At 62.8% G+C, this 17276-nt stretch carries 18 protein-coding genes; 14 read left to right on the top strand and 4 right to left on the bottom strand.

All coding sequences use genetic code 11. From position 1 onward, the window contains the following. Positions 1-252: 252 nt before the first annotated feature. Both ACYU03_RS20200 and ACYU03_RS20195 read right to left on the bottom strand, forming a co-directional pair. The gene (locus tag ACYU03_RS20200; protein WP_461886394.1) at positions 253-1458 is read right to left on the bottom strand and encodes a transporter associated domain-containing protein; all 1206 of its coding nucleotides are present in this window, start codon (positions 1456-1458) and stop codon (positions 253-255) included. Positions 1459-1468: 10 nt separating this feature from the next. Continuing rightward, positions 1469-2281, bottom strand: a complete 813-nt coding sequence (locus ACYU03_RS20195; protein WP_461886393.1) for a cytochrome C assembly family protein — start codon at positions 2279-2281, stop codon at positions 1469-1471. Between the two features lie 196 nt (positions 2282-2477). On the opposite strand from ACYU03_RS20195, the gene ffh reads away from it, so the two are divergent. The 12 genes from ffh to ACYU03_RS20135 all read left to right on the top strand — a co-directional run bounded on the left by ffh (position 2478) and on the right by ACYU03_RS20135 (position 12542). After that, the gene (ffh, locus tag ACYU03_RS20190) at positions 2478-3854 is read left to right on the top strand and encodes a signal recognition particle protein (protein ID WP_461886392.1); all 1377 of its coding nucleotides are present in this window, start codon (positions 2478-2480) and stop codon (positions 3852-3854) included. Between the two features lie 234 nt (positions 3855-4088). Next, a complete protein-coding gene (gene rpsP / locus ACYU03_RS20185) occupies positions 4089-4340 on the top strand; it encodes a 30S ribosomal protein S16 (protein WP_196177750.1) in 252 nt (83 codons plus the stop codon). Between the two features lie 5 nt (positions 4341-4345). Next, a complete protein-coding gene (rimM, locus tag ACYU03_RS20180) occupies positions 4346-4882 on the top strand; it encodes a ribosome maturation factor RimM (protein ID WP_461886391.1) in 537 nt (178 codons plus the stop codon). 3 nt (positions 4883-4885) lie between these two features. After that, positions 4886-5638 (top strand): tRNA (guanosine(37)-N1)-methyltransferase TrmD, encoded by a 753-nt coding sequence (trmD, locus tag ACYU03_RS20175; RefSeq protein ID WP_461886390.1) that lies wholly within the window; start codon positions 4886-4888, stop codon positions 5636-5638. A 42-nt stretch (positions 5639-5680) separates the two neighbouring features. Continuing rightward, complete coding sequence (gene rplS, locus ACYU03_RS20170) at positions 5681-6031, top strand: 50S ribosomal protein L19 (RefSeq protein ID WP_461886389.1); 351 nt, start codon at positions 5681-5683, stop codon at positions 6029-6031. A 98-nt stretch (positions 6032-6129) separates the two neighbouring features. After that, positions 6130-6537, top strand: coding sequence for an acyl-CoA thioesterase (locus ACYU03_RS20165; protein WP_461886388.1), 408 nt, complete (start codon positions 6130-6132; stop codon positions 6535-6537). A gap of 70 nt (positions 6538-6607) precedes the next feature. Further along, positions 6608-7504, top strand: coding sequence for a site-specific tyrosine recombinase XerD (gene xerD, locus ACYU03_RS20160; RefSeq protein WP_461886387.1), 897 nt, complete (start codon positions 6608-6610; stop codon positions 7502-7504). A 154-nt stretch (positions 7505-7658) separates the two neighbouring features. Next, positions 7659-8411, top strand: coding sequence for a thioredoxin fold domain-containing protein (locus tag ACYU03_RS20155; protein WP_461886386.1), 753 nt, complete (start codon positions 7659-7661; stop codon positions 8409-8411). A gap of 81 nt (positions 8412-8492) precedes the next feature. Beyond that, a complete protein-coding gene (locus tag ACYU03_RS20150; RefSeq protein ID WP_461886385.1) occupies positions 8493-9797 on the top strand; it encodes a homoserine dehydrogenase in 1305 nt (434 codons plus the stop codon). 187 nt (positions 9798-9984) lie between these two features. Then, positions 9985-11394, top strand: a complete 1410-nt coding sequence (gene thrC / locus ACYU03_RS20145; protein ID WP_461886384.1) for a threonine synthase — start codon at positions 9985-9987, stop codon at positions 11392-11394. A 345-nt stretch (positions 11395-11739) separates the two neighbouring features. After that, entirely contained in the window at positions 11740-12180 is a 441-nt protein-coding gene (locus tag ACYU03_RS20140; protein ID WP_461886383.1) for a histidine kinase, read from the top strand. Between the two features lie 80 nt (positions 12181-12260). Then, on the top strand, positions 12261-12542 hold the full coding sequence (locus tag ACYU03_RS20135; RefSeq protein ID WP_461886382.1) for a DUF3509 domain-containing protein: 282 nt from the start codon (positions 12261-12263) through the stop codon (positions 12540-12542). Between the two features lie 87 nt (positions 12543-12629). Here the strand turns inward: ACYU03_RS20135 and ACYU03_RS20130 are convergent, their stop codons facing one another. After that, entirely contained in the window at positions 12630-13541 is a 912-nt protein-coding gene (locus tag ACYU03_RS20130; protein ID WP_461891510.1) for a TIGR02285 family protein, read from the bottom strand. A 60-nt stretch (positions 13542-13601) separates the two neighbouring features. Further along, entirely contained in the window at positions 13602-14801 is a 1200-nt protein-coding gene (locus ACYU03_RS20125; protein WP_461886381.1) for a CaiB/BaiF CoA transferase family protein, read from the bottom strand. A 129-nt stretch (positions 14802-14930) separates the two neighbouring features. Here ACYU03_RS20125 and ACYU03_RS20120 point away from each other — a divergent pair, with 129 nt between their 5' ends. Next, the gene (locus ACYU03_RS20120) at positions 14931-15473 is read left to right on the top strand and encodes a YaeQ family protein (RefSeq protein WP_461886380.1); all 543 of its coding nucleotides are present in this window, start codon (positions 14931-14933) and stop codon (positions 15471-15473) included. Positions 15474-15503: 30 nt separating this feature from the next. Continuing rightward, on the top strand, positions 15504-17213 hold the full coding sequence (gene recJ / locus ACYU03_RS20115; protein WP_461886379.1) for a single-stranded-DNA-specific exonuclease RecJ: 1710 nt from the start codon (positions 15504-15506) through the stop codon (positions 17211-17213). Positions 17214-17276: the final 63 nt, after the last annotated feature.

The raw sequence follows: 17276 nt of genomic DNA, 5'->3' as shown, positions 1-17276 counted from the left end.
AGGCACGGGCGCGCAGACGCCGGAGCGTATTGTTGTAGGTCGCCGGACTGGACGTATGCCCGTGGAGGATAGGGGCTGGCGCGGGCACTGTCCGGGGTGTGGAGCAGGGCCGCTGAGCGCGCGTCAGTCGTGCGGACTGGCCGTGGGACGCCGGGTGCGGGTAGCGGGCGGGACGGCAGGGCTGGGTAAGCGTCGCGGGAGTATAGCGTGGCTCTGTTTCCGTTTCATTCGTGGCGGAGAATGAAAAAGGCCTTACCGAGCCACGGTCCAGATCAGCACGCGGCTGGCGCAATTGTCCTCGGTTTCGAGGATTTCCAAGCGGTAGCGGCCGATCTTCAGGCAGACGGCGCTTTCCGGGATGCTTTCCAGGGCTTCGGTGACCAGGCCGTTGAGGGTCTTCGGGCCGCCGTCGCAGGGTAAGTGCCAGCCCAGGCTGCGGTTCAGCTCGCGCAGAGACGCTGTGCCTTCGATGACATAGCGGCCATCGGACTGCGGGTGGATATGCGGGTTGTTCAGGTCGTGCTCGTCTTCGAACTCGCCGACGATCTCCTCGAGGATGTCCTCCAGGGTGACGATACCCAGGACTTCCCCGTATTCGTCGACCACCACGCCCAGGCGGCGCTGCTGTTTGTGGAAGTTCAGCAACTGCATCTGCAGCGGTGTGCTCTCGGGAACGAAGTAGGGCTCGTAGCAGGCGGCCTGAAGCTTCTCCGGGGTCAGCTCGGCCTTGGGCAACAGGTGGCTGATCAGCTTGGTGTTGAGGATGGCTTCGACCTGGTTGATGTCGCTGTGGTAGACCGGCAGGCGAGTGTGGCGGCTGATGATCAACTGTTCGATGATCTGCTCGATCGGGTCGTCCAGATTGACGCCATCGACCTCGTTGCGCGGCACCAGGATGTCGTTGACGGTAATCCGGTCCAGCGCCTGCAGGCCATCCGGCAGGCTAGGTCGGGGTTCCTCGTGGGGCTCGTCCTCATCGAAGAGGGTGTCGTCCTGCGGGTGCGGGGTGACGCCGCCGGACTGCACGCGGAAAGGCCGCAGCATCAGTTTGGCGCAACCGTCCAGCAGGCAGGCCAAGGGCTGCAGCAAGGCCAGGGGAAGTTTCAGCAGGCTGTTGCCGAGGACGATGAAGGCCTGTGGATTGCGCCGGGCCAGGCGCCGGGGCAGGTATTCGGCCAGCACCAGCAGTACCAGGGCGGCGCCCAGGCCGGCCAGCCAGAAACCCTGCTCGCCACTGTGGCGCTGTCCGATCAAGCAGGCCAGGCCCAGCACCAGCAGTTTGCCCAGGCTCGCGCAGAGCACCAGGGCCTGGGGTGCCACGCTCGGCTCCGGGCTGTCGGTGTGGCGGTGGTGGCCATTGAGTTGCTGGCGGGCGGCATCCACGGCACTGAACAGTGCCGACCAGAGCAGCGCCAGTACCAATGTGCCGAGCAGGGGGGCGAACGGCAGAGTGTCCATTACGTGGCCGTCAGATATGCAGGATGAATTCGCGGACCAGCTTGCTGCCGAAATAGGCGAGCATCAGCAGGCAGAAACCGGCGAGGGTCCAGCGAATTGCCTTGTGGCCGCGCCAACCCAGGCGAGTGCGGCCCCACAGCAGCACGCTGAACACCACCCAGGCGATGCAGGCCAGCAGGGTCTTGTGCGCCAAGTGCTGGGCGAACAGGTTGTCGAGGAACAGCCAGCCGGAGATCAGCGACAGCGAAAGCAGGACCCAGCCGGCCCAGAGAAAGCCGAACAGCAGGCTTTCCATGGTCTGCAGGGGCGGAAAATTGCGGATCAGCCCGGAAGGGTGCTTGTGCTTGAGCTGGTGGTCCTGCAACAGCAGCAGCAGGGCCTGGAACACGGCGATGGTATAGAGGCCGTAGGCCAGGATCGACAGCAGGATGTGCGCCAGGATGCCAGGCTCCTCGTTGATCAGCGGCACCGTGCCGGGCGGCGCGAACTGGGCCAGCAGGGCCGTGACCGCGCCCAGCGGGAACAGCAGTAGGAGCAGGTTCTCGACAGGAATTCTCAGGCAGGCCAGCAGGGTCAGGGCGATGACTGCCGTGGCGATCAGGCTGGCGGCGCTGAAGAAGTCCAGGCTCAGACCCAGCGGCGTCAGCAACTGCCAGAACAGGGCCGTGCCCTGGGCGATCACAGCGAGTGCGCCGAGCAGGCCAAGCAGCCGTTTGTCGGCCCGGGTGCCCTGGGCCAGGCGCGAGCCTTGATAGAAGGTCGCGGCCACGTACAGGCAGGCGGCGATCAGGTTGGGAAGTAGACTGGGGGACAAGGAGAGCATAAGTCCTGTTAGGCAAGCCCTAAAGAGACTGAGTTTGGCATAGAACGCGCCTGCCAAGGAAGACCGACGGCCGTGCGCATGGTGTGCGCAGGTCGCAGTCTTCGTTATAATCGCCTGCTTGCTGTGCCCCGCGCTTGCCTATATGCGCCCGGGGCGCCTGACAAACCTCGGCTTCACGAAGCCTGAAAGGATCACCATGTTCGAAAACCTGACCGACCGCCTGTCACAGACGCTGCGCCATGTCACCGGCAAGGCCAAGCTGACCGAAGACAACATCAAGGATACCCTGCGTGAAGTGCGCATGGCATTGCTCGAGGCCGATGTCGCCCTGCCGGTGGTCAAGGATTTCGTCAACAAGGTCAAGGAACGTGCGGTCGGCACCGAGGTGTCTCGCAGCCTGACGCCGGGCCAGGCATTCGTGAAGATCGTCCAGGCAGAGCTCGAAGGCCTGATGGGCGCGGCCAACGAAGACCTCGCGCTCAACGCCGCTCCACCCGCCGTGGTGCTGATGGCCGGCTTGCAGGGTGCCGGTAAGACCACCACCGCCGGCAAGCTGGCGCGCTTCCTCAAGGAGCGCAAGAAGAAGAGCGTGATGGTCGTCTCGGCCGACGTCTACCGCCCGGCGGCGATCAAGCAGTTGGAGACCCTGGCCGGCGACATCGGCGTGACCTTCTTCCCGTCGGACATCAGTCAGAAGCCGGTGGCCATCGCCGAAGCGGCGATCCGTGAAGCCAAGCTCAAGTTCATCGATGTGGTCATCGTCGATACCGCCGGTCGTCTGCACGTCGACGCCGAGATGATGACCGAGATCAAGGACCTGCACGCTGCGGTCAAGCCGATCGAGACCCTGTTCGTGGTCGACGCCATGACCGGTCAGGATGCGGCCAACACGGCCAAGGCCTTCGGCGACGCGCTGCCATTGACCGGCGTGATCCTGACCAAGGTCGACGGCGATGCCCGCGGCGGTGCCGCGCTGTCGGTGCGCGCCATCACCGGCAAACCGATCAAGTTCATCGGTATGGGCGAGAAGAGCGAAGCGCTCGAGCCGTTCCACCCGGACCGCATCGCCTCGCGGATCCTCGGCATGGGCGACGTGCTCAGCCTGATCGAGCAGGCCGAGCAGACCATCGACAAGGCCAAGGCCGACAAGCTGGCCAAGAAGCTGAAGAAGGGCAAGGGCTTCGACCTCGAAGATTTCCGCGACCAGTTGCAACAGATGAAGAACATGGGTGGCCTCGGCGGCCTGATGGACAAGCTGCCGAGCATCGGTGGGGTCAACCTGGCGCAGATGGGCAACGCCCAGGGCGCGGCCGAGAAGCAGTTCAAGCAGATGGAGGCGATCATCAACTCCATGACGCCGGCCGAGCGCCGCGACCCGGAAATGATCAGCGGTTCGCGCAAGCGTCGTATCGCCCTTGGTTCCGGCACCCAGGTGCAGGACATCGGCCGCCTGATCAAGCAGCACAAACAGATGCAGAAGATGATGAAGAAATTCTCCGCCAAGGGCGGCATGGCCAAGATGATGCGTGGCCTTGGCGGAATGATGCCGGGCGGCGGCATGCCGAAGCTGTAAACCCTATTCAGGAGGCCTTGCCTTAAGGGGACGGCCTCCGGAACCCCGCCACCGGCGGGAATACTGCTGCCTTGACTGGCAGCGCAACTGGCGAATCTGAACGGCGGGTCAAGGCCCGACGTAAAAAGGCATTTGCAAAAGTCCGTATATTCCCTGAGAATATGCGGCCTTTTGGGCACCCGTGCCCACTGTGCATTACAGATTTGCAGCACCGACTACAGGAACGATGTTCACATGGTAACCATCCGTCTTGCCCGTGGCGGCTCCAAAAAGCGCCCATTCTACCACCTGACCGTGACCAACAGCCGTAACGCCCGTGATGGCCGTTTCGTCGAGCGTATCGGTTTCTTCAACCCGATCGCTGCTGGCGGCGAAGTTCGCCTGTCCGTTGATCAGGAACGCGCCAACTACTGGCTGAGCCAGGGTGCACAGCCGTCTGAGCGTGTTGCTCAGCTGCTGAAGGACGCTGCCAAGGCTGCCGCCTGAGCAGTATGAACGCGACGCCAGAAAAGGCTGACGACCTGATCGTTGTTGGCAAGATTTTTTCGGTTCACGGCGTTCGCGGCGAGGTGAAGGTGTATTCCTTTACCGATCCGATTGAAAACCTGTTGGATTACCCCCGCTGGATGCTTCGGCACGAAGGCGTGGTAAAGCAGGTCGAGCTGGTCAGCGGTCGTTCCTCGCAAAAGGGATTGGTCGTGAAGCTCAAGGGCCTCGACGATCGTGACGAAGCACGTCTTCTGAGCGGTTACGAGATCTGCATCTCGCGGAGCCTTTTGCCCAACCTGCCTGTCGACGAGTACTACTGGTACCAGTTGGTAGGTTTGAAGGTCATCAATCAAGACGAACATCTGTTCGGCAAGATCGATCATCTGTTGGAGACCGGCGCGAACGATGTAATGGTGGTCAGGCCCTGCGCAGGCAGCCTGGATGACCGCGAGCGCTTGTTGCCCTATACGGAGCAATGCGTGCTGGCAGTCGACCTGGAAGCAGGCGTGATGCGGGTCGAATGGGACGCGGACTTCTAACCGATGGGTAACCTTCGAGTCGAGGTCGTCACGCTGTTCCCCGAGATGTTCTCGGCCATCACTGAGTACGGCATTACCAGCCGTGCGGTGAAACAGGGGTTGCTGCAAGTGACCTGCTGGAACCCGCGGGACTACACCACGGATCGTCACCATACGGTGGATGATCGGCCTTTTGGCGGTGGTCCGGGCATGGTGATGAAGATCAAGCCTCTGGAAGACGCCCTGGCCAGTGCCAGGCAGGCGACCGGAGCAGCGGCGAAGGTGATCTACCTTTCGCCACAAGGCCGCAAGCTGACCCAGCAGGCGGTCAAAGGCCTGGCGCAACAGGAATCGTTGATCCTGATCGCCGGTCGTTATGAAGGCATCGACGAGCGCTTTATCGAGGCTCATGTCGATGAAGAGTGGTCGATTGGCGACTATGTGCTGTCCGGTGGCGAGCTGCCGGCCATGGTGCTGATCGATGCGGTTACGCGGCTGCTGCCCGGAGCTTTAGGGCATGTGGACTCGGCGGAGGAAGACTCCTTCACCGACGGTCTGCTCGATTGCCCGCATTACACCCGACCGGAGGTGTATGCGGATCAGCGTGTTCCCGACGTGTTGCTCAGTGGCAACCATGCACACATCCGGCGTTGGCGTTTACAGCAGTCCCTTGGGCGGACCTATGAACGACGCGCCGATCTTCTGGAAAGTCGCTCACTTTCTGGAGAAGAGAAGAAGCTGCTCGAGGAGTACCTCCGCGAGCGGGACGATAGTTAACGTATCGATGGTAGATCAGACGATTTACCTTAGGAGCACAGCATGACCAACAAAATCATTCAGCAGATCGAAGCTGAGCAGATGAGCAAAGAGATCCCGGCCTTCGCCCCGGGCGACACCATCGTCGTCCAGGTGAAAGTGAAGGAAGGTGAGCGTTCTCGTCTGCAGGCCTTCGAAGGCGTCGTCATTGCCAAGCGTAACCGTGGTCTGAACAGCGCCTTCACCGTGCGCAAGATCTCCAGCGGCGTTGGCGTTGAGCGTACTTTCCAGACCTACAGCCCGCAGATCGACAGCCTGTCCGTGAAACGTCGTGGTGACGTGCGTAAGGCCAAGCTGTACTACCTGCGCGACCTGTCCGGCAAAGCCGCTCGCATCAAGGAAAAACTGTCCTGAGTGCAGTTTGACCGGCGGCTATCGTCGCTATGCGAAAGAAAGCAGCCTTCGGGCTGCTTTTTTGCTTTCCAGAACCTTGCCTTTGCGATGTGAGCTCCATGACCCCACGAGACCAGGAAATCCAGCGCCGCACCGAACTGTCGGTGACCCGCGTGACCAAGGCTGTCTTCCCGTCCACCACCAACCACCACAACACGCTGTTCGGCGGCACCGCGCTGGCCTGGATGGACGAAGTATCATTCATCGCCGCCACGCGCTTCTGCCGTCTGCCGCTGGTGACCGTGTCCACCGACCGTATCGACTTCAAGCATCCGATCGCCGCCGGCTCCATCGTCGAACTGGTTGGTACTGTGTCCAAGGTGGGCAACACCAGTCTGCAGGTCGAGGTGGATGTGTTCGTCGAGAACATGTACCTCGATGGCCGTGAGCGGGCCATCCATGGTGTGTTCAGTTTCGTCGCCATCGATGAGGACAAGAGGCCCGTGCCGGTGTTGCCGGAGGCCTGAAGGGCCGCTACAGACAACCTGTCACGCCCTATGAAACACTAGGCTCATCCACCCTATCCAGCGACTGCGCATGCCCGCTCTTGACCACCCCCTGATCGACCAGTTCCTCGATGCCCTCTGGCTGGAAAAAGGCCTCTCGGACAACACCCGCGTGTCCTACCGCAGCGATCTGGCGCTGTTCAATGGCTGGCTGCAGGAGCATGGCGTGGCGTTGCCCGATGCCGGCCGTGAGCTGATACTCGACCACTTGGCGTGGCGCCTGGACCAAGGCTACAAACCGCGTTCGACGGCGCGTTTTCTTTCCGGGTTGCGTGGTTTCTACCGTTACCTGTTGCGCGAGAAGCTGATCGGCGTCGACCCGACCCTGCAGGTAGAAATGCCGCAATTGGGGCGTCCGCTGCCCAAGTCGCTGTCAGAGGCCGATGTCGAAGCGTTGCTGCAGGCGCCTGACTTGGGCGAGGCCATCGGTCAACGCGACCGGGCCATGCTCGAGGTGCTGTACGCCTGTGGCCTGCGGGTGACCGAGTTGGTCAGCCTGACTCTCGACCAGGTCAACTTGCGCCAAGGCGTGCTGCGGGTGATGGGCAAGGGCAGCAAGGAGCGTCTGGTGCCCATGGGCGAGGAGGCGGTGCTCTGGTTGGAGCGTTATCTGCGTGATGGGCGTTCCGAGCTGCTCAACGGCCGTCCCAGCGATGTGCTGTTTCCCAGCCAGCGTGGCGAGCAAATGACCCGTCAGACCTTCTGGCACCGCATCAAGCATCAGGCCCAGGTGGCCGGGATCGACAAGTCGTTGTCGCCGCACACTCTGCGCCATGCCTTCGCCACGCACCTGCTCAACCATGGCGCCGATCTGCGGGTGGTGCAGATGCTGCTGGGCCACAGCGACCTGTCCACGACCCAGATCTACACCCATGTGGCCCGGGCACGCCTGCAACAACTGCATGCCCAGCACCATCCGCGTGGATGAGCGAAATTCATCGTCCGTCACCTGACGCGCTCGGAGTCGGCCAGGGCCAGCCGGTTGTGGTAGGCTTGAGCGGTTTGCACCAAGGGCCACATGGTCGCCGCGTATTCCCCGCGCATGACACCCCCGTGGCCCGCGTCCGCCTTCAGGAGAACCCATGCGCGTGACCCAGATTTTTGCCGCCGCCGCACTGGCGCTGGTCAGTACTTTTGCCGCCGCGGCAACCACCGATGGCGCCGAGCAGGCGATCCGCAAGACCTTGCAATCGCTGGAACTGCAGGTCCCTGTGGAAAGCGTCGCCAGCAGCCCGCTCAATGGCCTCTACGAAGTCAAGCTCCAGGGCGGTCGTGTGTTGTATGCCAGTGCCGACGGTCAGTTCGTCATGCAGGGCTACCTGTTCCAGATCCAGGATGGCAAGCCAGTCAACCTGACCGAGAAGACCGAGCGTCAGGGCATCGCCAAGCTCATCAACGGCATTCCAGCTGCCGAGATGGTGGTTTATCCTGCCAAGGGTGAGGCCAAGTCGCACATCACCGTGTTCACCGACACCACCTGCCCGTACTGCCACAAGCTGCACGCCGAAGTGCCCGAACTCAACCGCCGTGGTATCGAAGTGCGCTATGTCGCCTTCCCGCGCCAGGGGCTCGGCTCGCCGGGTGACGAGCAGTTGCAGGCGGTCTGGTGCTCCAGCGACCGCCGTGCGGCGCTGGACAAGATGATCGATGGCAAGGAAATCAAGGCCGCCAAGTGCGCCAATCCGGTCAGCAAGCAATTCCAGCTGGGCCAGTCGATCGGCGTCAACGGCACCCCGGCGATCGTCCTGGACGACGGCCAGGTGATTCCGGGCTACCAGCCGGCGCCGCAAGTGGCCAAGCTGGCGTTGGCCGCGAATGGTAACGCAGCCAAGTAATTCAATCAGTACGCCGTCGCCATGGGGAGACGGCTGTTTTCACGGTCGGCAAGCTGCCGGCCGTTCAATGGGGAGTTCACAGTGAAACCGGTCAAAGTAGGCATCTGTGGGTTGGGGACCGTCGGTGGCGGAACCTTCAATGTACTTCAGCGCAACGCCGAGGAGATCGCCCGCCGTGCCGGGCGTGGTATTGAAGTGGCACAGATTGCCATGCGCTCGCAAAACCCGAACTGCCAGATTACCGGTACCCCCATTACCGCTGATGTCTTCGAGGTCGCGAGCAACCCAGAGATCGATATCGTAATTGAACTGATCGGTGGCTACACCATCGCCCGGGACTTGGTGCTCAAGGCCATCGAGAACGGCAAGCACGTGGTCACCGCCAACAAGGCGCTGATCGCCGTGCACGGCAACGAGATTTTCGCCAAGGCCCGCGAGCAGGGCGTGATCGTCGCTTTCGAAGCCGCCGTGGCCGGCGGTATCCCGGTGATCAAGGCCATCCGCGAGGGCCTCTCGGCCAACCGCATCAATTGGGTGGCCGGTATCATCAACGGCACCGGAAACTTCATCCTCACCGAGATGCGCGAGAAGGGCCGTGCCTTCCCGGACGTGCTGGCCGAGGCCCAGGCCCTGGGCTATGCCGAAGCCGACCCGACCTTCGACGTCGAAGGCATCGATGCGGCGCACAAGTTGACCATCCTAGCCTCGATCGCCTTTGGCGTGCCGTTGCAGTTCGACAAGGCCTACACCGAAGGCATCACCCAGTTGACCACCGCTGACGTCAACTATGCCGAAGCCCTGGGCTACCGCATCAAGCACCTGGGCGTGGCCCGCAGCACCGCCAATGGCATCGAGTTGCGTGTGCACCCAACCCTGATCCCGGCCGACCGTTTGATCGCCAACGTCAATGGCGTGATGAACGCGGTGATGGTCAATGGCGATGCCGCCGGTTCCACCCTGTTCTACGGTGCCGGCGCCGGCATGGAGCCGACCGCCTCGTCGGTGGTGGCTGACCTGGTCGACGTGGTCCGCGCCATGACCTCGGACCCGGGGAACCGCGTGCCGCACCTGGCCTTCCAGCCCGATTCGTTGTCGGCCCACCCGATCCTGCCGATCGAAGCTTGCGAGAGCGCCTACTACCTGCGGATCCAGGCCAAGGATCACCCAGGCGTGCTAGCCCAGGTGGCAAGCATTTTGTCGGAGCGCGGCATCAACATCGAATCGATCATGCAGAAGGAAGCGGAAGAGCAGGATGGCCTGGTGCCGATGATCCTGTTGACCCACCGTGTGATCGAACAACGTATCGATGACGCCATCGTTGCCTTGGAAGCCCTGCAGGACGTGGTGGGCAAGGTCGTGCGCATCCGCGTCGAACAGCTGTCCTGAGCGGCAAGTTTCAAGCTTCAAGCGGCAAGCTGGATCGGGACCGTAGCGGTCTCTAGCTCGCCGCTCAAATTTGAACCGATAATCCCGCGGCATGCAGGCAAGTCGCCAGCTACCGGATTTACGCCACACGGCTTTTTCTTGTAACTTGCAGCTTGCAGCTTGCAGCTCAAACCGAAGGTTTGGAAAAATGCGTTATATCAGCACCCGCGGCCAGGCACCGGCCCTGAATTTCGAAGATGTCCTGCTGGCCGGCCTGGCCAGCGATGGCGGCCTGTACGTGCCGGAAAACCTGCCACGCTTCACCCAGGAAGAAATCGCCTCTTGGGCCGGCCTGCCGTATCACGAACTGGCCTTCCGGGTGATGCGCCCGTTCGTTACCGGGAGCATCGCCGACGCCGATTTCAAGAAGATCCTCGAGGAAACCTACGGCGAGTTCGCCCACGCCGCGGTCGCTCCGTTGCGCCAGCTGAACAGCAACGAATGGGTCCTGGAGCTGTTCCACGGTCCGACCCTGGCGTTCAAGGACTTCGCCCTGCAACTGCTCGGCCGCCTACTCGACCACATCCTGGCCAAGCGCGGCGAGCGCGTAGTGATCATCGGCGCGACCAGCGGTGACACCGGTTCCGCAGCCATCGAAGGCTGCCGCCGTTGCGACAACGTCGACATCTTCATCCTGCACCCGCACCAGCGCGTGTCGGAAGTGCAGCGTCGGCAGATGACCACTATCTTCGGCGACAACATCCATAACATCGCCATCGAAGGCAACTTCGATGACTGCCAGGAGATGGTCAAGGCCAGCTTCGCCGACCAGGGCTTCCTCAAGGGCACTCGCCTGGTGGCGGTCAACTCGATCAACTGGGCGCGGATCATGGCCCAGATTGTCTACTACTTCCATGCCGCGCTGCAGTTGGGCGGCCCGGCCCGCTCGGTGGCCTTCTCGGTGCCGACCGGCAACTTCGGCGACATCTTCGCCGGCTACCTGGCACGCAACATGGGCCTGCCGGTCAGCCAGCTGATCGTTGCGACCAACCGCAACGACATCCTGCACCGCTTCATGAGTGGTAACCAGTACGTCAAGGAAACCCTGCACGCGACCCTGTCGCCGTCGATGGACATCATGGTTTCGTCGAACTTCGAACGCCTGCTGTTCGACCTGCACGGGCGCAGCGGCGCCGCGATTGCCGAGCTGATGGACAGCTTCAAGCAAGGCGGTGGTTTCAGCGTCGAGCAGGACCGCTGGACAGAAGCGCGCAAGCTGTTCGATTCCCTGGCGGTGGATGATGCGCAGACTTGCGAAACCATCGCAGAAGTCTTTGCCAGCACCGGCGAAGTGCTCGACCCGCACACCGCGATCGGCGTCAAGGCCGCCCGTGAATGCCGTCGCAGCCTGGACATGCCGATGGTGGTGCTGGGCACCGCGCATCCGGTCAAGTTCCCTGAGGCGGTGGAAAAGGCCGGTGTCGGCAAGGCCCTGGAGCTGCCGGCCCACCTGAGCGACCTGTTCAGCCGTGAAGAGCGCTACACAGTGCTGGCCAACGACCTGAAAGCTGTCCAGGCCTTTGTCAGCCAGCATGGCAATCGCGGCAAGCCGCTGTAAGAAATATGTCGTGTGGAAGAAGCCCGTCCTGTGACGCAATGCTGTTCACTTAAGCTGGAGTGCCTACAGGTGGGGGAGCTACGCAGCCCCATCGCGACACAAGGCCGCTCCCACAGAGGGCTTGCAAGCCGCGCGTTTACGTATCGGCAGCCTCTTGTGGGAGCGGCCTTGTGTCGCGATGGGGCGCGCAGCGGCCCAGCATTACGTCCTGTGACGGGCTTTTTCGTTTGTGCTTGTTGTGTTTTCCGCTGGTTCTTTCGGATTTTTCCTCTGTGAGCCTGTTCGGCGCTCTCCTAAAGTGATGCGCTTTGCCCAGCAGGGCGCGTCTGTTCCGGGGAGATGTTCATGCAGCGGCTCAGCATCCTGATTCATCAAGAGCGCCCCTTTCACCTGATGCTCATGCACCAAGCATTCAATGCCCTGGGCGTTTTCGACGTGCAGGTGTCCGACACCCTGGCACGCACCCGGGAGCTGCTGGTGCGCAAGGCGCGTATCGATCTGCTGGTGCTCGACCACGCCATGCGGCCGGAGGAGGGGCGGGCATTGCTCGAGCTCCTGGCGGCGCAGCAACGGGTGCGGGCGCTTCTTTTTGTCGGTCGGCCGCACGCGAGGGGCTGCGACCTGGGCCAGGAGGCGCGCGGTTTGCGCATGTGGGTGCTGGGCGAGTTGGCTTGGCCTTTGTCGGTCCTCGCCCTGCGGCGCAGGTTGCAGCTCTTTCGCAGTGGTCGTGACAGCACAGATCTGGCAGACAGGAAAACTGTCATATCGGTCGAGCATGCTCACTGAAAGGGCGCGCTGCGACGAACTTTCCGCTGCGTCCGATGGTCAGTTTTGCATCTCCCCAAGCCAAGCGAGTGGTAAGCCGGATGGAAAGAATCTGCAGATTGCTCAATGATGCCTTGACCCCCTACCAGGCCCGGTTGGACGACGAGAATGCCAATGGGCGCCTGTCGCTGCAGGTGTATGACAACCAGGGCAGCCTGGTTCTGAAGCGAGCGGTGATGCCTGGACAACTGCTGGACCAGCGCCTGCTCATTGACCTGGTGGACGGCTTGCACCGTGACTTGCAGATCGCCGAAGGGCGGCTCCAGCCTTGCGTGATCGCCGCGCAGCGGCACCAACAACAGGCTCAGGGAACCTTTGCCTGAGCGCTCCGTCAGACCCGTAAGGACAGTCGTGCGGCGCTTTGCTCCGGTGTTGGCTGGCTGTCGTGCGAGGTTCGTCAGGACTTTCGTTTAGCCCCGGGCGTTCTCCCCAGCGTCCGGGGTTTCTTTTGCCCGTTTCATGGCTGGGGGTGTGTGCGCTGCTTCGTCGAAGAATTGCCGCGCAGCCTCTAGGTAGCCGCTGCGCAGCTCCGGGGCCAGCCAATGGGCGTAGAGGCCGGGCAGGGTGTGGCGACGCAGGGAGCGCAGCAGTTGGTTGATATGACCGATGGCTTCGCGTCCCTGTGGGGTGTCGGAGCAGCCTACGTGGAAGAACTGGTAGCGGGCGACACCCTGGATGGGATGGAAGGCATAGTCCTCGACCGAGCCCCCTTGCTGCTGGATCAGGTAACGCACCTCAGGCCAGTAGCCGAGCACCAGTTGCAAGCGGCCCAACTGCTGCATCTGCAGCAGGCTGGCCACGGCGTCATTGCCGTAGTGCCGTCTGAGAGAGCTGTCCGGCAGGGCGCGCAGGATGTCATCGACCTGGGTGCTGTAGCTGCGTTCGGCGACTATCCCGAGCTTGAGCCGGGTTTGTGCCAGGAGCCCCTTGAGGTCCACCTGTTGTCCATCCAGGTAAGGTTCGAGCATGGCCTGGTCCTGCTTGCGCACCACCAGTCCGCTGCTCAGCACACCGAGGAAGGGCTCCGAGAAATGCACGTAGCGGTCTCGTTCGGGCGTCCATAGCAAGGTGGGATCGCAGGTGAAGCTCGGCTCCTGGAGAATCTGGATGCCACGGGCCCGGTTGACCCGGATGATGCTGGCGTCGTACTGCGGCATGTTGTCGATCAGCATGGGCAGCATGCGGTCGATCACGCCCTGGCCCTTTTCCGAGCCTTCGAAGATGGTGAAAGGCGGCAGGTCGCGTAGCAGCCAGAACAGGCGCTCCTTGGCCTCCGTGGGCGGGCTCAGCAATGCAGGCAGCATGCCGCAGAGCATCGCCATGGCACAGCGGTATCGACCTCTGGAGCGGACGCGCATGGGGAGCGTTCTGGCCAGCGCGGGTCAGACCGCACCCGACTCGCGCAGGCGGGCAATGGCGGCAGCGTCATAGCCCAAGGCGGAGAGCAGGGGCTCGGTGTGCTCGCCCAGCGCCGGACCGACCCATTCGGTAGAGCCGGGCGTCTGCGAGAGCTTGGGCACGATGCCGGGCATCTTGAAGGGCTTGCCATCCGGCAGCTTGGCCTGGAGGAACATTTCCCGGGCCAGGAACTGGGGGTCGTTGAACATGTCTTCGGCCGAATAGATACGGCTGGCGGGCACCTGCGCGTCGTTGAGCACCTGCATCAGTTGCTCCAGCGGCAAACCGTTGGCCCAGCGGTCGATCACGCCGTAGATCTCGTCCCGGCGCAGGTCGCGGCCATCGTTGGTGGCCAGGGAAGGATCGTTGGCCAGGTCGTCGCGACCAATGGCCTGCATGAAGCGCTTGAAGATGGCATCGCCATTGGCGCCGATCTGCACATGCCGGCCATCGGCGCTGGTGTGGATGGAGGAAGGGGTGATGCCCGGCATGATGTTGCCCGTGCGCTCACGGATGAAGCCGAACACGTCGAACTCCGGGACCATGCTTTCCATCATGGCGAAGATCGCCTCGTAGAGGGCCACGTCCACAACCTGCCCTTCGCCGCCATTGACTTCGCGGTGGCGTAGCGCCATCAACGCGCCGATCACCCCCCACAGCGCGGCAATGGAGTCACCGATGGAGATTCCGGTACGCACTGGCGGACGGTCTTCGAAACCGGTGATGTAGCGCAGTCCGCCCATGGATTCGCCGACTGCGCCGAAACCCGGCTGGTCCTTCATCGGCCCGGTCTGACCGAAGCCGGACAGGCGTACCATGACCAAGCGGGGGTTGAGTTCATGCAGCAGGTCCCAACCCAGGCCGAGTTTCTCCAGCACGCCGGGGCGGAAGTTCTCGATCAGGATGTCGGCGTCAGCCAGCAGCCGCTTGAGGATCTCGCGGCCCTCCGGGTGCTTGAGGTTGAGGGTGAGCGACTGCTTGTTGCGTGCCTGCACGAACCACCATAGCGAAGTCCCCTCGTACAGCTTGCGCCACTTGCGCAGCGGGTCGCCGCCGTCGGGCGATTCGACCTTGACCACCTGGGCGCCGAACTCGGCGCAGATGCGGGAGGCAAAGGGACCGGCGATCAGGGTGCCGAGTTCGATGACTTTCAGGCCGGCGAGGGGTTTGCTGGGCGTAGGCATGGGGCGTCCGTGGCAACTGGGCAGAGCGACAGGTTTTATCATAGGTCGTCAATGGCAGATACTGCCGCGACGCAAGGAAGCCAGGATCGGTTAGACTGTGCGACTTTTCTTGCGCAAGAAGTCCGTCCCATGGCCCAGCCGTCCACTACCTACAAATTCGAACTGAACCTGACCGACCTCGATCGCGGTGTTTACGAAAGCATCAAGCAGACCATCGCCCGTCACCCTTCGGAAACCGAAGAACGCATGGCCGTGCGGTTGCTGGCCTATGCCCTCTGGTACAACGAGCGCCTGGCTTTCGGTCGGGGCCTGTCGGATGTGGACGAGGCGGCCCTGTGGGAAAAGAGCCTGGATGACCGCATCCTGCACTGGATCGAGGTGGGGCAGCCGGATGCCGAGCGTCTGACCTGGTGTTCGCGCCGCACCGAGCGTACCAGCTTGCTGGCCTATGGCAGCCTGCGGGTCTGGCAGAACAAGGTAGTCGATGCGGTCAAGGGCCTGAAGAACCTCAATATCGCGGCGGTGCCGCAGGATGTGCTGGAAACCCTGGCCACCGACATGCCGCGGGCGATCAAGTGGGACGTGATGATCAGCGAAGGTACGGTCTTCGTCACCGATGACCGTGGCCAGCACGAAGTGCAGCTCGAATGGCTGCTCGGCGAGCGCGGCTGACCTGAATCCTCCTGATTGTCGAAGACCACCATGCGCATCGAACCCCGTCCCCTGCCGCCGACTCTGCCATTTCTCGGCAACCTGCCACCTTTGCTGACGCGTCTGTACGCCGCCCGTGGCGTCCAGTCCGAAGCCGAACTGGACAAAAGCCTGGCCCGCCTGCTGCCGTTCCAGGAGCTCAAGGGCATCGACGCGGCGGTCGACCTGCTGGTCGACGCGCTGGACCAGCGCCAGCGCATCCTCATCGTCGGTGACTTCGATGCCGATGGTGCCACCGCCAGCACCGTCGGGGTCCTTGGCCTGCGCTTGTTGGGCGCGGCCCATGTCGATTACCTAGTGCCCAACCGCTTCGAGTACGGCTATGGCCTGACCCCCGAGATCGTTCAGGTTGCCCTGGGCCGCGAACCTCAGTTGCTGGTCACGGTGGATAACGGTATCTCCAGCGTCGAGGGTGTCGCCGCAGCCAAGGCCGCCGGGCTCAAGGTGCTGGTTACCGACCACCACCTGCCGGGCGAGCAATTGCCGCAGGCGGACGCCATCGTCAATCCGAACCAGCCGGGTTGTGGCTTCCCGAGCAAGTCCCTGGCCGGGGTCGGGGTGATTTTCTATGTACTCATGGCCCTGCGAGCGCGTTTGCGCAGCCTGGGTCGTTACGAGACCCGCCCACAGCCGAACATCGGTGAGCTGCTTGACCTGGTGGCGCTGGGCAGTGTCGCTGACGTGGTGCCGTTGGATGCCAACAACCGGATCCTTGTGCACCAGGGCCTCGAGCGTATCCGCGCCGGGCGCGCGCGTCCTGGGCTCAAGGCGATCCTGGAAGTGGCCCGGCGCGATCATGCTCGCATCACCTCCACTGACCTGGGGTTCATTCTTGGTCCACGGCTGAACGCGGCAGGGCGCCTGGACGACATGAGCCTGGGCATCGAGTGCCTGCTGTGCGATGACCCGGCTCTGGCCCGGGAAATGGCGACGCAGCTCGATGAATTGAACCAGGACCGCAAGTCCATTGAACAGGGCATGCAGCGCGAAGCCTTGGCCCAGCTCAAGGACCTGCCGCTGGAGTCCATGCCCTATGGCCTATGCCTGTTCGAAGCGGATTGGCACCAGGGCGTGATCGGCATCCTGGCATCGCGTTTGAAAGAGCGTTACCACCGCCCGACCATTGCCTTCGCCGATGCCGGTGATGGCATGCTCAAGGGCTCGGCGCGTTCGGTCCCGGGCTTTCATATCCGTGATGCCTTGGATGCCGTGGCCGCACGCCACCCTCAATTGATAAGCAAGTTCGGTGGCCACGCCATGGCCGCCGGCCTGTCGTTGCCAGCTGACAACTTCCCGGCCTTCGCCCAGGCCTTCGACGAGGAAGTACGGCGTCAGTTGCGCGAGGAGGACCTGACCGGCCGCCTGCTGTCCGACGGCAGCCTGGCGGTCGAGGAGTTTCACCTGGAGCTGGCCAGGGCCTTGCGTCACGCCGGCCCTTGGGGCCAGCACTTCCCTGAACCCCTGTTCCACGGCCTGTTCCAGCTGGTCGAACAGCGGGTGGTCGGCGAGCGCCACCTGAAGGTGGTACTCAAGAGCGAATGTGGCTCGGTGAAGCTGGACGGCATTGCCTTCGGCATCGACCGCGAGGTTTGGCCGAACCCTACGGTGCGCTGGGTCGAACTGGCCTACAAGCTTGATGTCAACGAGTTCCGTGGGCAGGAAAGCGTGCAACTGATGATCGCTCACATGGAAGCGCGCTGACCGAGGCAGGGCAAACTGGTCTAGGCTCAAGAGGACCGGTACTGGACCACGGGCATGCATGAG

Source organism: Pseudomonas sp. X10 (assembly GCF_054889225.1).
The sequence above is the reverse complement of the archived record's forward strand: the minus strand, read 5'-3'. Positions and strand labels throughout refer to the sequence as shown.

What these genes read in the sequence shown, in the direction of transcription:
- xerD (WP_461886387.1), top strand. Translation starts at nt 6,608, where the DNA reads ATGCCCGCTCTTGACCACCCCCTGATCGACCAGTTCCTCGATGCCCTC.
- ACYU03_RS20130 (WP_461891510.1), bottom strand. Translation starts at nt 13,541, where the DNA reads ATGGCGATGCTCTGCGGCATGCTGCCTGCATTGCTGAGCCCGCCCACG.
- recJ (WP_461886379.1), top strand. Translation starts at nt 15,504, where the DNA reads ATGCGCATCGAACCCCGTCCCCTGCCGCCGACTCTGCCATTTCTCGGC.
- ACYU03_RS20140 (WP_461886383.1), top strand. Translation starts at nt 11,740, where the DNA reads ATGCAGCGGCTCAGCATCCTGATTCATCAAGAGCGCCCCTTTCACCTG.
- ACYU03_RS20195 (WP_461886393.1), bottom strand. Translation starts at nt 2,281, where the DNA reads ATGCTCTCCTTGTCCCCCAGTCTACTTCCCAACCTGATCGCCGCCTGC.
- trmD (WP_461886390.1), top strand. Translation starts at nt 4,886, where the DNA reads ATGGGTAACCTTCGAGTCGAGGTCGTCACGCTGTTCCCCGAGATGTTC.
- ACYU03_RS20200 (WP_461886394.1), bottom strand. Translation starts at nt 1,458, where the DNA reads ATGGACACTCTGCCGTTCGCCCCCCTGCTCGGCACATTGGTACTGGCG.
- ffh (WP_461886392.1), top strand. Translation starts at nt 2,478, where the DNA reads ATGTTCGAAAACCTGACCGACCGCCTGTCACAGACGCTGCGCCATGTC.
- rpsP (WP_196177750.1), top strand. Translation starts at nt 4,089, where the DNA reads ATGGTAACCATCCGTCTTGCCCGTGGCGGCTCCAAAAAGCGCCCATTC.
- ACYU03_RS20125 (WP_461886381.1), bottom strand. Translation starts at nt 14,801, where the DNA reads ATGCCTACGCCCAGCAAACCCCTCGCCGGCCTGAAAGTCATCGAACTC.
- rplS (WP_461886389.1), top strand. Translation starts at nt 5,681, where the DNA reads ATGACCAACAAAATCATTCAGCAGATCGAAGCTGAGCAGATGAGCAAA.
- ACYU03_RS20135 (WP_461886382.1), top strand. Translation starts at nt 12,261, where the DNA reads ATGGAAAGAATCTGCAGATTGCTCAATGATGCCTTGACCCCCTACCAG.
- ACYU03_RS20155 (WP_461886386.1), top strand. Translation starts at nt 7,659, where the DNA reads ATGCGCGTGACCCAGATTTTTGCCGCCGCCGCACTGGCGCTGGTCAGT.
- ACYU03_RS20120 (WP_461886380.1), top strand. Translation starts at nt 14,931, where the DNA reads ATGGCCCAGCCGTCCACTACCTACAAATTCGAACTGAACCTGACCGAC.
- ACYU03_RS20165 (WP_461886388.1), top strand. Translation starts at nt 6,130, where the DNA reads ATGACCCCACGAGACCAGGAAATCCAGCGCCGCACCGAACTGTCGGTG.
- thrC (WP_461886384.1), top strand. Translation starts at nt 9,985, where the DNA reads ATGCGTTATATCAGCACCCGCGGCCAGGCACCGGCCCTGAATTTCGAA.
- rimM (WP_461886391.1), top strand. Translation starts at nt 4,346, where the DNA reads ATGAACGCGACGCCAGAAAAGGCTGACGACCTGATCGTTGTTGGCAAG.